Annotated in this window: 15 protein-coding genes; 8 read left to right on the forward strand and 7 right to left on the reverse strand. The window is 73.1% G+C overall.

Going from position 1 to position 14765, the window contains the following annotated elements; genetic code table 11:
* Positions 1–106 precede the first annotated feature (106 nt).
* The gene (locus ABD831_RS16910; RefSeq protein WP_142178986.1) at positions 107–799 is read right to left on the reverse strand and encodes a demethylmenaquinone methyltransferase; all 693 of its coding nucleotides are present in this window, start codon (positions 797–799) and stop codon (positions 107–109) included.
* 93 nt (positions 800–892) lie between these two features.
* Here ABD831_RS16910 and ABD831_RS16915 point away from each other — a divergent pair, with 93 nt between their 5' ends.
* Both ABD831_RS16915 and menD read left to right on the forward strand, forming a co-directional pair.
* On the forward strand, positions 893–2188 hold the full coding sequence (locus tag ABD831_RS16915) for an isochorismate synthase (protein ID WP_344949249.1): 1296 nt from the start codon (positions 893–895) through the stop codon (positions 2186–2188).
* Positions 2189–2199: 11 nt separating this feature from the next.
* Positions 2200–3924, forward strand: a complete 1725-nt coding sequence (gene menD, locus ABD831_RS16920; RefSeq protein WP_344949252.1) for a 2-succinyl-5-enolpyruvyl-6-hydroxy-3-cyclohexene-1-carboxylic-acid synthase — start codon at positions 2200–2202, stop codon at positions 3922–3924.
* 16 nt (positions 3925–3940) lie between these two features.
* Here menD and ABD831_RS16925 read toward each other — a convergent pair whose 3' ends face one another.
* From ABD831_RS16925 to ABD831_RS16940, 4 genes are all read right to left on the reverse strand, one after another.
* Complete coding sequence (locus ABD831_RS16925; protein ID WP_344949255.1) at positions 3941–4705, reverse strand: 3-keto-5-aminohexanoate cleavage protein; 765 nt, start codon at positions 4703–4705, stop codon at positions 3941–3943.
* Complete coding sequence (locus ABD831_RS16930; protein ID WP_344949258.1) at positions 4702–5706, reverse strand: o-succinylbenzoate synthase; 1005 nt, start codon at positions 5704–5706, stop codon at positions 4702–4704. The genes ABD831_RS16925 and ABD831_RS16930 overlap by 4 nt, the downstream gene beginning before the upstream one ends.
* A gap of 23 nt (positions 5707–5729) precedes the next feature.
* On the reverse strand, positions 5730–5975 hold the full coding sequence (locus ABD831_RS16935; protein ID WP_344949261.1) for a hypothetical protein: 246 nt from the start codon (positions 5973–5975) through the stop codon (positions 5730–5732).
* 197 nt (positions 5976–6172) lie between these two features.
* Positions 6173–6667: an NUDIX hydrolase gene (locus ABD831_RS16940; protein WP_344949264.1), complete on the reverse strand. Its 495-nt coding sequence runs from the start codon at positions 6665–6667 to the stop codon at positions 6173–6175.
* A 35-nt stretch (positions 6668–6702) separates the two neighbouring features.
* Between ABD831_RS16940 and ABD831_RS16945 the strand changes: the two genes are divergently transcribed.
* Positions 6703–7662 carry a 1,4-dihydroxy-2-naphthoyl-CoA synthase gene (locus ABD831_RS16945; protein WP_142178991.1) on the forward strand — a complete coding sequence of 320 codons (960 nt, stop codon included), beginning with the start codon at positions 6703–6705 and terminating at the stop codon, positions 7660–7662.
* A 3-nt stretch (positions 7663–7665) separates the two neighbouring features.
* Here the strand turns inward: ABD831_RS16945 and ABD831_RS16950 are convergent, their stop codons facing one another.
* On the reverse strand, positions 7666–8631 hold the full coding sequence (locus tag ABD831_RS16950) for an alpha/beta hydrolase (RefSeq protein ID WP_344949663.1): 966 nt from the start codon (positions 8629–8631) through the stop codon (positions 7666–7668).
* Between the two features lie 151 nt (positions 8632–8782).
* On the opposite strand from ABD831_RS16950, the gene ABD831_RS16955 reads away from it, so the two are divergent.
* From ABD831_RS16955 to ABD831_RS16975, 5 genes are all read left to right on the forward strand, one after another.
* On the forward strand, positions 8783–10462 hold the full coding sequence (locus ABD831_RS16955; protein WP_344949270.1) for an MFS transporter: 1680 nt from the start codon (positions 8783–8785) through the stop codon (positions 10460–10462).
* On the forward strand, positions 10462–11655 hold the full coding sequence (gene menE / locus ABD831_RS16960) for an o-succinylbenzoate--CoA ligase (RefSeq protein WP_344949273.1): 1194 nt from the start codon (positions 10462–10464) through the stop codon (positions 11653–11655). The genes ABD831_RS16955 and menE overlap by 1 nt, the downstream gene beginning before the upstream one ends.
* Before the next feature lie 47 nt (positions 11656–11702).
* On the forward strand, positions 11703–11978 hold the full coding sequence (locus ABD831_RS16965; protein WP_185744775.1) for a PLDc N-terminal domain-containing protein: 276 nt from the start codon (positions 11703–11705) through the stop codon (positions 11976–11978).
* Between the two features lie 20 nt (positions 11979–11998).
* Entirely contained in the window at positions 11999–12874 is an 876-nt protein-coding gene (locus ABD831_RS16970; RefSeq protein WP_344949277.1) for a 1,4-dihydroxy-2-naphthoate polyprenyltransferase, read from the forward strand.
* A 96-nt stretch (positions 12875–12970) separates the two neighbouring features.
* Positions 12971–14194 (forward strand): flavin-containing monooxygenase, encoded by a 1224-nt coding sequence (locus tag ABD831_RS16975; protein ID WP_344949280.1) that lies wholly within the window; start codon positions 12971–12973, stop codon positions 14192–14194.
* Positions 14195–14448: 254 nt separating this feature from the next.
* On the opposite strand, the gene ABD831_RS16980 is transcribed toward ABD831_RS16975, so the two are convergent.
* Entirely contained in the window at positions 14449–14757 is a 309-nt protein-coding gene (locus tag ABD831_RS16980) for a DUF4229 domain-containing protein (RefSeq protein WP_142178996.1), read from the reverse strand.
* Positions 14758–14765 lie beyond the last annotated feature (8 nt).

Here is a 14765-nt window from a genome sequence, read left to right on the forward strand (position 1 = left end):
CCGCTTGTGAAGATCTTCACGAACTAACTTCGGGAGTCTATTCCCGCGATTTCGCCCTTGTCAGATAAGGCATGCCTAACCCTGCACAACCGCAGGGCAGGGAGCGTCAGCGCTTGGTGCCGTGGTGCAGCGCGACCACGCCGCCCGTGAGGTTGGTCCAGCCGACCTGCTGCCAGCCGGCGGCCTCCACGATGCGGGCGAGCTCCCCCTGCGGCGGCCACGCGCGGATCGACTCGGCGAGGTAGACGTAGGAGTCGGGGTTGCTCGACGTGCGTCGCGCCACGGTGGGCAGCGCCCGCATGAGGTAGTTCGAGTAGACGGTGCGGAAGACCTTGTTGACCGGCTGGCTGAACTCGCAGACGAGCAGCCGGCCGCCGGGCTTGGTGACGCGGAGGAACTCGCGCAGCGCGGTCTCGGCGTCGGCGACGTTGCGCAGCCCGAAGCTCATCGTCACGACGTCGAAGCTCTCGTCGGCGAAGGGCAGGTTCATCGCGTCGGCCGCCGTGAAGGCCATGTCGGGCCGGCGCCGGCGTCCGACCCGCAGCATGCCGAGGGAGAAGTCGGCCGGGACGACCTCGATCTCCTGGTCGGCCCACGGCTCGCTGGAGGTGCCCGTGCCCGCCGCGATGTCGAGGATGCGCTCCCCCGGCTTGGCGTCGACGGCCTTGACGACCGCGCGGCGCCACAGGCGGTCCTGGCCCAGCGAGAGCACGTCGTTGGTCACGTCGTACTTCTCGGCGACGGTGTCGAACATCGACGCGACGTCGACCGGCTTCTTGTCCAGCTGCGCACGGGTCATGCGCTCATCCTCGCACCCGCGCGGTTGTGGGTTCGGTCGCACCGGCGGTCACGCGGCCGGGGTGGCGGTCGTTCGGTCGTAGAGTTGCACCCGATGTCCACGCTTCCCGCCCCTGGAGCGCCGTCCCCCGCCGCGGGACCGACGGTCGTCGTGCGCACGGTGCCCCTCGAGGCCACGGACCCGCTGCTCGCCTACCTCCCGTCCGGCCTCCCGCCCGACGAGCTGCTGTCGTGGGTGCGCCGCGGCGAGGGCCTCGTCGGCTGGGGCTCGGCCCTGACGTTCGAGTCGCGCGGTGACGACCGGTTCGCCGAGGCCGAGGCGTGGTGGCGGGAGATCGGCCGTCGTGCCGTCGTGCGCGACGACGTCGAGCGACCGGGCACGGGGCTCGTCTGCTTCGGCTCCTTCCCCTTCGCCTCGGACTCCGCCGAGTCGGCCCGGCTCGTGGTGCCGTCGACGATCGTCGGGCGCCGCGACGGGCAGGGGTGGCTCACCACCATCTCACTCGACCCTCAGCTCAGGCTGCTGGAGAACCCCTCTGTCGCAAGCGATCCCGAGCCCCCTCGCGACGTCGCCTTCGCCGACGGCGACGTCTCCCCCGCCGACTACGCGCATGCGGTCGCCGAGGCCGTGAAGCGCATCGGAGCGGGTGAGGTCGACAAGGTCGTCCTCGCCCGCGATCTCGTGGCGACGGCCTCGGCCCCCATCGACCCGCGCTGGCTGCTGCGCCGTCTCGCCGAGCGCTACGAGAACACCTGGGTCTTCTCGGTCGCGGGCCTCGTGGGCGCCACGCCCGAGCTGCTCGTCCGCCGGGACCAGGGGCTCATCACCTCGCGGGTGCTCGCGGGGACGATCCGCCGCACCGGTGACGACGCCAAGGACCTCGCACTCGCCGCCTCGCTCGCCCGCTCGTCGAAGGACCTCGAGGAGCACGAGTATGCCGTCCGCTCCGTCGCCGACGCCCTCGCGCCGCACTGCTCGTCGATGAACGTGCCCGAGGCACCCTTCGTGCTGCACCTGCCCAACGTCATGCACCTCGCGACCGACGTCGCCGCCGTCAGCGTCGACGACGCCTCGTCGCTGACTCTCGCCGCCTCGCTCCACCCGTCGGCTGCCGTCGGTGGCACCCCGACGGCCCGGGCCGTCGACCTGATCGGCGAGCTGGAGCACATGGACCGCGGCCGTTACGCCGGTCCCGTCGGGTGGATGGACGCGCACGGCGACGGCGCCTGGGGCATCGCCCTGCGCAGCGGGGCCCTCGACGCCCGCGACCCGTCACAGATCACGCTGTATGCCGGGTGCGGCATCGTCGCGGGGTCCGACCCCGAGTCAGAGGTCGCCGAGTCCGACGCCAAGCTCATCCCCATGCGCGACGCGCTCGCCAGCGACTGAAGAGGACCACGGTGACCGGTGACCGGACTGCGCCGGAGCTCGCCCTGGGCGTGCTGCAGCAGCTGTGGCTCGGTGGGGTGCGTGACGTCGTGCTGGCGCCGGGGTCACGCTCGGCACCGTTCGCGCTGGCCCTCGATGCCGCCGACCGGGCCGGGGACCTGCGGGTCCACGTCCGGGTCGACGAGCGGTCTGCGGGCTTCCTCGCCCTCGGGCTGACCACGGGGTCGCGACGACCGGTCGCCGTGGTCACGACGTCCGGCACGGCCGTCGGCAACCTCCTCCCGGCCGTCATGGAGGCCCACCACACCGGGCGCCGGGTCATCGTCGTGAGCGCCGACCGGCCGGAACGGCTCCGTGGCACCGGCGCCAACCAGACGACCGACCAGGCGGCCATCTTCGGCACCTTCGCCCCGTGCCACGACGTGACGGCAGCCGTGCCTGCCGCGGATCTGGGTGAGCTTGTCTCGCAGGCCTGCTCGCGCCGCGGTCCCACCCAGCTCAACGTCCAGCTCGACGGCGACCTGCTGCCTACCGACGCCGATCGCGACACCTGGTGGCAGCGCCCAGTCCCACCCGCCGAACCCGACCGCGCCATGGCGCAGCTCCAGCCGGGCGTCGAGGCGTCGGTGTCGGTGCGGACCGACGGCGAGGTGCTCCCGCTCGGACCGCGCACCGTCGTCGTCGCCGGCGACGACGCGGGTCCCTCCGCACGGCTGCTCGCCGAGGCCGCCGACTGGCCCCTCGTCGCCGAGCCGACGTCCGGGGCGCGTGTCGGACGCCAGGCCCTGCGCACCGGTCGGCTGCTGCTCACGACCGCGCTGCGCGACGACGTCGAGCGCGTCGTCGTCGTCGGGCACCCGACCCTGTCGCGCCCGGTCACGAGCCTGATCAGCGACCCCGCGCTCGAGGTCCTGTCGGTCCGCGGGCGCGACGGCGGGGCCACCGACCCCGGCAGGGTCGCCCGTGTGCTCGACGTCGTGCCGCGCGTCGAGGAAAGGGACGACGCGGCGTGGTTCGACGCCTGGCAGGACGCCGACGCCCGGCTCTCGGGCCTCATCGACGCGGGACTTGCCGCGCCGCAGGGAGATTCGCTGCGACCGCCCGGAGATGCGGGCCTGTCTCCCCTCGCCGTCGCGGCAGTGGTCGGGGCAGCCGTCGCAGCCGACACGACCCTCGTCGTCGGCTCGTCCAACCCGGTGCGCGACCTCGACGTCATGGCCGTGCCGTGGACGCCCCAGGAGCACCGTTTCGTCGTCGGCAACCGGGGCCTCGCCGGCATCGACGGCATGGTCTCGACGGCCGTCGGCGTCGCCCTCGGCCGGCCCCGCGCCGCACGCAGCATCGCCTACCTCGGCGACCTCACCTTCCTGCACGACACCAACGGCCTGCTCATGGGTCGGGGCGAACGCCGTCCGGACCTGACGTTCGTCGTGCTCAGTGACGACGGCGGGGCGATCTTCAGCACCCTCGAGCAGGGTGATCGTCGTTATGCGAGCGCCTTCGAGCGGGTGTTCGCGACCCCGCACGGCACCGACCTCGCGGCGTTGTGCGCGGCGCACCACACGGCATACGAACGCGTCGAGGACCTCGGTCGGCTCGCCAGTGCCCTGGCCGAGTCGCCCACGGGCACCAGGGTGCTCGAGGTCCCCGTCTCACGGGCAGACCGGCGGCCCGAGGCCGCGTGGCTGCGCGAGCTGGCCCAGCACGCCGTGCCCCGTCGGGACGAGGGGCCCTGACACGGAGCTCGCCAGGTCAGCCGGGGGCGTCGGGGACCGGCCACCGCGACGGCGTGGTGGGCTCGGACCTGAGGGCCGCCGCGACGAGCTCGGCGTTGTCGCGCGCCTCGCGCCCGTTCGGGAGGTAGAGGGTGTCCTCGAGCCCGACGCGCACGTCGTAGCCCGCGGCCTGGGCCCACCGCAGCACGGGCCACACCCAGAGCTCCTCGCCGTGCACGAGGACGGGCACCGGTGACATGCCGAGGGCGGCGAGGATGCGTTCGGCAGCCCAGGGCCCGTCGACGCCGGGCGTGACGCCGGGGATGAGCTCGACGAGCACGCGCTCGACCTGCCAGGGCCAGTTCGTCGCGACGAAACGGCTGACCGACTGCGGCGTCCAGATGCCGGCCTCGACCCCGATCCCCCTGTCTCGCAGCGCTGCCGCGACCTCGACCGCGCCGTCCTCGTGCCAGTTGACGCTCGCACAGTCAGGTCCTCCGAGGTCGGGAGAGGGCCACTCGGAGACGTGGGCGAGCTTGCGCTGAGGTGACGGGGCGATGCCGTCGCGCGTCGAGACGCTGACGCGCAGCCCGGGCGTGCCGGCCCTGATCGCCGTGACGGCATCGACGACGTGCCGCGTCTCCAGCGTCTCGCGACCGGACTCGTCCCGCGGGTGCACGTGCACCATGAACGCGCCGGCGGCCACGGCATCGGCGGCCGCCCGCGCGAGCTCGTCGGGGGTCTGCGGCACGGAGCGGTGCTGCCGACGGGTGCGGTCGCCGTTGAGGCAGGCCTTGATCACCGGCTGCGCCCGTCCGCGAGCACCGCGTGGCACCGGACGAGCCGGTCGCGCCACCACTGCTCTCGCTCCGGCGGGGCGGCCAGCGCCACGAGCGCCGCCGGGTCGGGCACTGCACGCCCGGTCGTCAGCACGCCGGAAGCCGGGCGCCACGGAGTCGCCGACACGTCCCGCTCGAAGAGGCCCACCGTGCCGAGGCCGCACGCGTGGCCGAGGGACGGGAGAGCCGCGGCGAGGGCCACTCCTGCGGCGATGCCGACACTCGTGTCGAGCGCCGACGACACGACGGCCGGGAGCCCGCACGCCTCGACGATCTCCAGCGCCGCAGCCACACCGCCGAGCGGCGCGACCTTGACGACGACGACGTCGGCAGCCCCCAGCCGCGCCACGCGGAGCGGGTCCTCGGCCTTGCGGATCGACTCGTCAGCCGCGATGGGCACATCGATTCCGTTGCGCGCCAGTGCGGTTCGCAGCTCGACGAGCTCCTCGACCGTGGCGCAGGGCTGCTCCGCGTACTCGAGGTCGTAGGCCGTGAGACGCCTGAGCGCCTCGGTGGCGGTCGTGACGTCCCACCCGCCGTTGGCATCCACCCGGATCCGCGCTCCGACCCCCATCGCGGACCGTACGGCGGCGACCCGGTCGACGTCGTCCTCGAGCGTCTGGCCGCGCTCGGCGACCTTGACCTTCGCGGTCGTGCACCCGTCGAAGCGGGCCAGCACCTCGGGGACGCGCTCCGGTCCGACCGCGGGGACGGTCGCGTTGACCGGCACGGCGGTGCGCACGGGCGCCGGCCACACGGCATACGCGGCCTCGATGCCGGCGGCGAGCCAGCGCGCGGCCTCGGTGTCGACGTACTCCACGAAGGGACTGAACTCGCCCCACCCGGACGGACCCTCGAGCAGGAGCGCATCGCGCGTGTCGACGCCGCGGAAACGCACCCGCATCGGCAGCGAGACGACATGGGCCTTCGCGAGGAGGTCGTCGACCGGGGGCAGCGTGGTCATGCCCCCATCATCACCGACACCCGTCAGCGGGTGGGAAAGGCCTCGTGACGGTCGCGGCTCGGGTCCGGCGTCACCACGGGAACGGCCTCCTCCGGGAGGTCGTGGTCGCGGCGCCGGCGGCCGCCCGGGCCGCAGCCGTGTCGGTGTCGGGCGGCGTGCGGCAGGAACCACAGGAAACCGACGAGCCACCAGAGCCCGTGACCCGACGGCCCGAGCGCGATGGCGATGAGCACGACTCCGGCGATGATGAGGTTGCGAGGCGAGAACACGGCGGTCTCCTGCGTCGGTGGGACCGACGGCCCCGTTGTCCCTCGACGGTAGGCAGCTGGGAGCGGGGCGACCCGGTCCCTCTGTCAGCACCTCCCCCTGACAGATGTCATGCACCTCGGTCCTCAGGCTGCTCGACCGACTGCACGACCGACTGCACGACCGGCTGATCGACCTGGCTGCACGACCAGGCGGACGCTCAGGCCACGCGCACGGGTCCGAGACGGACGTCGGCGGGGTTGTCGAGCACGACGGCGATCCGGTCGAGGTACACCTGTCGCATCTCGGGCAGCGCGTCGAGCGCGAACCAGCGCGCGTCCGTCGACTCGTCGTCACCGGGCCGCGGCTCCCCCGAGACCCAACGGCACCGGAACGTGTGGTCGAGGTACTGCCCCAGGTCCCCGTTCTCGTGGGTCACGACGTCACTGGCCGCCACCCAGACGAGGCGTTCGACCTCGGCCACGACGCAGGCCTCCTCCTCCACCTCTCGCACCGCCGTCACGTGCGGGTCCTCGCCGGGGTCGACGATGCCGGTGACCGGGGTCCAGGCACCGTTGTCGGAGCGCTTGACGAGCAGCACCTCGTCGGCGCCGTCCGCGACCGGGCGCAGGACGACGGCCGTGACCCCAGGCATCCACAGCAGCTCGCGTCCGACCATGGTGCGCAGGTGGGCGACGTAGGGAGGGATCGGCATACGGCCGACCCTAACCCCGCCGATAGGGTCGGTCCGTGAGCAGCCAGCCCGGCCCGAGCGCCGTGTCAGAGATCTTCGACCCGAGCGAGTGGGCGCCCGTCGAGGGCTTCGACCTCACCGACATCACCTACCACCGGCGCCGGCCCGTGGCCGGTCGGCCGCACGCGGAGTCGGGCGTCGTGCGCATCGCCTTCGACCGACCCGAGGTGCTCAACGCCTTCCGCCCGCACACGGTCGACGAGCTCTACCGGGCGCTCGACCACGCCCGCATGACACCGGACGTCGGGGTCGTGCTGCTCACCGGAAACGGGCCGAGCCCCAAGGACGGCAAGTGGGCCTTCTGCTCCGGCGGTGACCAGCGCATCCGGGGTCGCTCCGGCTACCAGTACGCCGAGGGTGACACGGCCGACACGGTCGACGCGGCGCGCACCAGGGCACAAGGGGGCCGCCTGCACATCCTCGAGGTGCAGCGCCTCATCCGCACCATGCCCAAGGTCGTCGTCGCGGTCGTGAACGGCTGGGCCGCCGGCGGCGGGCACTCGCTCCACGTCGTGTGCGACCTGACGATCGCGAGCCGGCAGGAGGCTCGCTTCAAGCAGACCGATGCCGACGTGGGCAGCTTCGACGCCGGCTACGGCAGCGCCTACCTCGCCAAGATGGTCGGCCAGAAGTTCGCCCGCGAGATCTTCTTCCTCGGCCGCACCTACTCGGCCGAGGACATGCAGCGCATGGGGGCCGTCAACATCGTCGCCGACCACGCAGACCTCGAGCGCGAAGCCCTCCAGGTCGCGACCGAGATCATGGGCAAGAGCCCGCAGGCGCAGCGGATGCTGAAGTTCGCCTTCAACCTCACCGACGACGGGCTCATGGGCCAGCAGGTCTTCGCCGGCGAGGCGACACGATTGGCCTACATGACCGACGAGGCCGTCGAGGGGCGCGACCAGTTCCTCGAGAAGCGCGAGCCCGACTGGTCGCCGTTCCCCTGGTACTTCTGAGGGTCAGCGGGCGTTCATGAACGCGACGGTGGCGGCGACGATCTGCCGCTGCGCGGTGGCCCGGTCGACCGTCGGCGTGCCGTCGCCGGGCTGCTCGCCGTAGTCACCGAAGTAGGAGTGCACCGCGCCCTCGACGGGGGTGTATGCCGTGTCGCCGGGCAGCAGGGCCCGGCTCGCCTCGACGTCGGCCGGGGTCGTGAACCCGTCGCGGGTGCCGCTGACCGAGGCGACGGCGAGATCGGTGCGGTCGGCGAGCGAGTCGACCGGGTAGGACGCCCAGAGCACGAGGCCCTTGACCGTGCCCGGGTGGTCGTGGGCGAACGTCGCCGCGACGACGCCGCCGAGGCTGTGCCCGGCGATGGTCCATGACGTGACCTCCGGGTGGCGGTCGATGAACGCGTGGGGAGCGGTCATGGCGAGGAAGCCGATGCCGAACGGCTGCTTGACCACGACGACGAGGACACCCTGCCTGCTCACCTCCGAGAGCATCGGCACGTAGGCGCGAGGGTCGACCCGGGCACCTGGCTGGAAGATCAGGCCCCGGGTCGGGGTGCCGCTCGTGGGCGTGATGACGATGTGGGCCGGAGCATCGGTGACGCGCACGACGGAGCTGCCAGACATGGTGGCGACCGCCTCGGGGGTCGCCGGGAACGGGCGGAGCCAGACGAGCGCGCCCAGCACGACGACCGTCACCAGGACCCCGGCCCCGCGGCCGACGACCCGCAGCCAGGGACGGGTGTGACCTGCCCGGCTCCCGTCGGAGCGGTCCCGTGCGAGGAGCACGACGCCGATGAGCCCGCAGGCCGCGAGCGCGATCACCTGGGCCGGGTTGCCGGCGAGCAGGACGGACCGGTCCAGCAGGAAGAGCACGAGCGGCACGACGAGCCAGAGGACTCCGAGCACGACGGAGAACCGGGCCCGTGGACGGCGGAGCGTCGGCTCGGGGTCGAGCACCTCCTCGTCCGGCATGCTCGTCACGTCCCGAGCGTATCCAGCCCACCCGGCGGACGGTGTCCGGGAAGTCGGCCATTCCGGGGCGTGGACCGCGGCCGCACGGCCACCCAGCCCCGAAGCCGGTGTCGGTCGCACGACGGCCACCCGGACAGGGCAGGATGTTGGAGTGGAACCGAGCGACGACCGCCGCGCCAGCAGTGGCCGTCGCGCGTCCGGATCCGCGCCTCGTGGAGCCATCCCCCACGAGACACCAGGCGCCCCTCATCCGGACGGCGGCACCGACGTCCCCGAGGGCGGCCGGCCGGCCGACTTCCGGCAGCCGCCCCGCACGACCGCGGCCAACGCGACCCGCGCCGTCGGGCGCGGGCTCGGTCGAGCCGTCACCGGGACGGTCCGGGTGACGGCTCGCTCAGGACGTTTCGCCGCCGCCAAGGCCCACGCCTACACCCATTCCGGCGGGGCCGGCGAGAGCGGACTGGCGCGCATGACCGAGCTGCACGCCAGCCACACCGCAGGCGACACGATCATGACGCTGGCCCTCGCCGGCACGCTCTTCTTCAACCCGCAGACCGCGCAGGCGCGCAGTGACGTCGCGACGTTCCTGCTCCTGACGATGATCCCCTTCGTCCTCGTGGCCCCGTTCATCGGGCCGTTGCTCGACCGCTTCTCGCACGGGCGGCGCTGGGCCATCGGCACGACGCTCGCCCTGCGCGCCTTCCTCTGCTGGGTCCTGGGTGAGGCCATCACCACCGACAGCAGCTGGCTCTTCCCCGCCGCCCTCGGGTGCCTCGTCGCGTCCCGCGCCTACACCATCACCCGCGCCGCCGCGGTGCCGAGACTGCTCCCCCCGGGCACCACGCTCGTGAGGGCGAACTCGCGCGTCTCGATGGCCGGCGTCGTCGGTGCCGTCGTCGGCGGTGCCCTCGGCGGGGCGGCGATGCTCGCCGGACCGGCCTGGGCGCTGCGGCTGGCCTTCGTCGTCTTCGTCGTCGGGACCGTCCAGGCCATCCGCCTGCCCGCCCGCGTCGACTCCTCACTGGGCGAGGTGGCCATCGAGGACACGGCCCCGATCCCGCTCAGCGCCCCGCCCCACGACGCCGCCGGAGCGCCCGCTCCCAGCTCGCTCCGCGGCACCCGACGCGGCTGGTCCGGCTCGGCGACGGCACGGCATACGACCCCGAACGGCGAGGGCGACGGCGAGGGCGATGCGCTCACGGTCGACTCCCTCGGGCCGCTCGGCCGTTTCCGCCGGCGCAAGCAGGCGATCCCGTGGCCCGTCATGCACGCCATGTGGTCGACCGGCGGCACCCGCGTGCTGACCGGCTTCCTCATCCTCTTCATGGCGTTCCTCGCCAAGGAGCACCCCATCGACGGCGTCCGGGGTGAGGTCGTCCTCGCGATCATCGCCGTCGCCATCGGGGTCGGCAACGGCCTCGGCAGCGTCGTCGGCAACGTCGTGCGCGACCAGCGACCGGAGCGCGTCGCCATGCTGTCGGTGCTCGCCGCGACGGTCTGCTGCGTCGCGACGGGCATCTGGTACGGCGTGTGGACCCTGGCCCTGCTCGGCCTCGTCCAGGGCCTCTCGGCGCAGCTGTCCAAGCTCTGCTTCGACGCGCTCGTGCAGCGGGAGGTCCCCGAGAACGTCCGCACGTCCGTCTTCGCGTGGTCCGAGACGATGCTCCAGGTGCTCTGGGTCGTCGGCGGCACCCTCGGCATCGTGCTCCCCCTCAACCCGCACGTCGGGTTCACCGTCTGCGCGGTCGTGCTCGTCTGGACCGTCGCCATGGCGGCCCGGCAGCGGCGACGCCCCGTCCCGACCGCACGACCGAGAGCGAGACGTGCCTGATGGCCGCTCCGTCCCCCCGTCCGCTGGCCATCCCCGCCGGACCCGCCGTCCTCGACGTGCTGCCCGACCTGGAGGCCGCACTCACCGGGCGCTCCCCCGTGCTGCCGTATGCCGCTGACACCCTGCCGCCGTCCGTGCCCTCCCTGCCTGCGCACGACCCCGGCGAGCTCCCGGACGGCCTGGCCGTCGCGATCGGCACGTCCGGCTCGACCGGCCGTCCCAAGCGGGCGATGCTCACGGCAGACGCCCTCGAGCGGTCCGCCTGGGCCACCCACCAGGTCCTCGGTGGCAGCGGCGCCTGGCTGCTCGCCATGCCGGCCCACCACATCGCCGGCCTGCAGGTGCTGCTGCGCTCGATCGCCTCGGGGGTCACGCCGGCCGTGCTCGACCTGCGGGACGGCTTCTCCGTCGAGGGTTTCGCGGCCGCCGCAGGGCGGGTGCGTCCGACGGCCGCGGCGGCCCGGCGCTACACCGCCCTCGTCCCGACGCAGCTGTCCCGGCTCGTCGACGACCCGTCAGGGCTGGCTGCGCTGCGCGACTTCGACGGCGTGCTCGTCGGCGGAGCCGCCACCCCGGCCGCCCTGGTCGAGCGGGCCCGGGACCTCGGCGTCGTCCTCAGCCTGACCTACGGCATGAGCGAGACCGCCGGGGGCTGCGTCTACGACGGCATGCCCCTGCCCGTCAGTCGCGTCCACGTCGACAACGACCGGCACGTCGTGCTCGGCGGCGACACCGTCGCGCACGGCTACCTCGGAGAGCCCGCGCTCGGTCGCGACGCGTTCACCGTCGACCCCGACGGGGTGCGCTGGTTCCGCACCGACGACCTCGGGCACTTCGACGACGACGGCCTGCTCGTCATCGACGGTCGGGCCGACGACGTCATCAACACGGGCGGCCTCAAGATCAACCCCGGAGTCGTCGAGGACGCCATGACCCGACACCTCCACGACGTCCTCGACGTCGTGGTCCTCGGCCTCCCCGACCCGGAATGGGGCGAGTCGGTCTGTGCCGCAGTGACGCTCGCGGACCCGGCCAGCCACCTGACCACGCGCGAGGTGCGCGAGCGGCTGCGCGGCATACTCCCCGACGCCGCCCTCCCGCGCCGCGTTCTCGTGCTCCCCGCGATACCCCAGCGCGGGCCGGGCAAGCCGGATCGGGCCGCGATCCGACGCACCGTGCAGGACCTCGCCTGAGCGGTGGCAAGATAAGGGTGTTCCCACCCTCGCCGAAGGAGGTCGTCGTGCTGCGCGTGGTGCTCATCGCCCTCGTCGTCTTCGCCTCGATCTACGCCTTCGTCGACTGCGTGCAGACCGACCGCCGCGTCGTGCGGACGATGCCGAAGCCCGTCTGGCTCATCGCCGTGCTCGTGCCCGTCCTGGGCCCGGTCGGCTGGCTCCTCGCCGGTCGGGCCGGCTCACGCGGCGGGCCCCCGCCTCGACGGCCCGGTCGGCGGCCGCCCGGCCCCCGCGGCCCGCTCGGTCCCGACGACGACCCCGACTTCCTCCGCAAGCTGTAGAAGGACGCCCCCAGAACCTCATGGCCACCCTGTCCCAGTGGATCGAGGGCGCCCGCCCCCGCACCCTGCCCGCCGCCGTCTCCCCCATCCTCGTCGGCACCGGCGCCGCCTACCAGACCGGTCACATCGTCTGGGCGTATGCCGTCCTCGCCCTCGTCGTCGCCCTGGCCCTGCAGGTCGGGGTCAACTTCGCCAACGACTACTCCGACGGCATCCGCGGCACCGACGAGGTGCGCGTCGGTCCGGTCCGCCTGGTCGGCCAGAGGCTCGCCGCGCCCCGATCGGTCAAGATCGCGGCCTTCGCCTGCTTCTTCTTCGCGGGTCTCGTCGGGCTCGCGCTCGTCGCCCTCTCGGGGCTGTGGATCATGATCCCCATCGGCGCGGCCGCGATCGTCGCCGCCTGGTACTACACCGGGGGCTCGCGGCCCTACGGCTACCTGGGCCTCGGAGAGGTCTTCGTCTTCGTCTTCTTCGGGCTCGTGGCGACGATCGGGACCATGGCGACCATGACCCCACCCACGGCAGCCGGCTGGTGGGGCGCGATCGGCGTCGGGTCGCTCGCGTCGGCCATCCTCGTCGCCAACAACCTGCGCGACATCCCGACCGACCGGGAGCACGGCAAGCGCACGCTCGCCGTGCGCATGGGCGAGTCCGGCACCCGGACCTTCTACGTGGCGCTGATCGCCGTCGCCTTCGTCATGACGGGCCTCGCGTCGTTCACCTCGCCGTGGGCGCTGCTGGCCCTGCTGGCTGCGCCGCTCGTCATCCGCCCGATGCAGGCGGTCGTGGGGCGCGCCACCGGGCGCGGCCTCATTCCGGCGCTGGCCGGCACCGGCCAGTTCCAGCTCGCGTGGTCGCTGCTGCTCGCCGTGGGTCTAGCGCTCGGGCGCGCCTGACGGTCTGAGCGTCCGAGGGCGGGCTGGCCGCCGTCGATACCACCGGTCGCTGTCGTTGGGCTGACACGGAGCGGTTGCCGGTGCCACCGTGGTGGCGTGGCCGAGGAGATCGACGTCGTCGTCATCGGGGCCGGCCAGGCCGGCCTCGCGACCAGCCACAAGCTCGGTGTCCGGGGGATCGAGCACGTCGTCCTCGAGGCGAGCGAGCCCGGGTCGTCGTGGCTGGGCCGCTGGGACAGCTTCACCCTCGTCGGTCCCAACCACACCGTGAGACTCCCGGGCGCGGCCTACGCCGGGGACGACCCCGGCGGCTTCATGTCGCGCACCGAGATCGCCCAGCACCTGCGGGCGTATGCCGGCCGGCTCGGTCGCGTGCGCGAAGGCGTGCCCGTGCACGGGCTGAGGCCACGGCAGGGCGGGTACGAGCTGGACACCGACGGTGGGACGATCCGCAGCCGCGTCGTCGTCGTCGCGACGGGCGCCTACCAGCGGCCGCTCCGGCCCTCCGGCGTGGCCGGCCTCGCGCCCGACGTCCTGTGCGTCGACGTGCTCGGCTACCGCAACCCGTCCGCGCTGCCGGACGGCGCCGTGCTCGTCGTCGGCAGCGGCCAGAGCGCCTGCCAGATCGCCGAGGAGCTCGCCCTGGCCGGCCGCGACGTGGTCATGGCGTGCGGGCGCGCCCCGTGGTTCCTGCGGCGGGTCGGTGGGCGCGACCTCTTCGAGTGGCTGTTGGACTCGACCTTCTACGAGCAGACGACCGAACAGCTGCCGAGTCCTGCAGCGCGGCACGGCGCCAACATCCAGGCCAGTGGCTCCGGGGGCGGTCACGACCTGCACTACCGGACGCTGGCCGCCCTCGGGGTGCGCCTCGTGGGCCACCTGCACGAGATCGACGGGCACACGGCACGGTTCGCGCCCGACCTGCCCGAGGTCATCGCCGCCGGCGACGCGGGCTTCCGGTTCGTGCGCGACACGGTCGTCGGCGTGTGCCGGGACCACCACATCCCCGTCCCCGACATCCCGGAACCCGGGGCACTCGACACGACGGCGCCGACCGAGCTGGACGTGCGCGGTTTCGCTGCGGTGGTCGTGGCGACCGGCTTCCGGTCGCGCTACACGGAGTGGATCGAGGTCCCGGGCCTCGTCGACGCGCAGGGGTTCCCGGTGCACGTCGACGGCGAGAGCGTCGTGGCGCCCGACCTGCACTTCGTGGGCGTCCACTTCCTGCGCCGGCGCCGGTCGTCGTTGCTGTTCGGTGTCGGGGACGACGCGACCGCGACGGCGACCCGCATCGCGTCGGGCCTCGGCCTCCCCACCTGACCCCAGCCATCCAGCCACTCGAGTGAGCGCTCAGCCCCACACGCCCGGCCACTCGAGTGAGCGCTCAGCCTCACGCGTACCAACGCTTGTGGGACAGGAGTGACCACGCGGCCACTCGACTGGGACGTTGCGCACACGCCCTGAAACCGCCCTCACTCGACGGAGACGGTCACTCGAGTGAGCGCTCAGCCCCACGCATACCAACGCCTCGTTGGGGCAGGAGTGACGACGCGGCCACTCGACGGGGCGGGGTGTCAGCGGTCGGCGTTGCGGGGGTTCTCGGCGTCGGTGTCGTGGAGCGGACGCTCGTCCTCGGCGTCCTCGGCGAACTCGTCGCTGGTGGGGTCGACCTCGTGCTTGGCCTCGAGCTTGGCCTCGTGCCGGTCCACGAGCTTGGCCGTGATCTCGTCGCGCATGCCGCGCAGCAGGATGTACGAGGCTGCCGCCGAGGCGATGGCCGACGCCCCGAGCAGCAGCACCGGGTTGTTGCGCAGGCCGATGAGCCAGAAGAGGAAGAGGAACCCGAAGAAGATCAGGATGCGGAGCAGGGAGTAGCGGACCATCTCAGACC

The sequence above is a fragment of the Terrabacter ginsenosidimutans genome (assembly GCF_039539425.1).
Taxonomy (GTDB): domain Bacteria; phylum Actinomycetota; class Actinomycetes; order Actinomycetales; family Dermatophilaceae; genus Terrabacter; species Terrabacter ginsenosidimutans.

Excerpts from the sequence above, each read along its gene's own strand:
- ABD831_RS16910 (WP_142178986.1), bottom strand. The coding sequence starts at position 799 with ATGACCCGTGCGCAGCTGGACAAGAAGCCGGTCGACGTCGCGTCGATG.
- ABD831_RS16915 (WP_344949249.1), top strand. The coding sequence starts at position 893 with ATGTCCACGCTTCCCGCCCCTGGAGCGCCGTCCCCCGCCGCGGGACCG.
- ABD831_RS16930 (WP_344949258.1), bottom strand. The coding sequence starts at position 5,706 with ATGACCACGCTGCCCCCGGTCGACGACCTCCTCGCGAAGGCCCATGTC.
- ABD831_RS16940 (WP_344949264.1), bottom strand. The coding sequence starts at position 6,667 with ATGCCGATCCCTCCCTACGTCGCCCACCTGCGCACCATGGTCGGACGC.
- ABD831_RS16950 (WP_344949663.1), bottom strand. The coding sequence starts at position 8,631 with ATGCCGGACGAGGAGGTGCTCGACCCCGAGCCGACGCTCCGCCGTCCA.
- menE (WP_344949273.1), top strand. The coding sequence starts at position 10,462 with ATGGCCGCTCCGTCCCCCCGTCCGCTGGCCATCCCCGCCGGACCCGCC.
- ABD831_RS16970 (WP_344949277.1), top strand. The coding sequence starts at position 11,999 with ATGGCCACCCTGTCCCAGTGGATCGAGGGCGCCCGCCCCCGCACCCTG.
- ABD831_RS16980 (WP_142178996.1), bottom strand. The coding sequence starts at position 14,757 with ATGGTCCGCTACTCCCTGCTCCGCATCCTGATCTTCTTCGGGTTCCTC.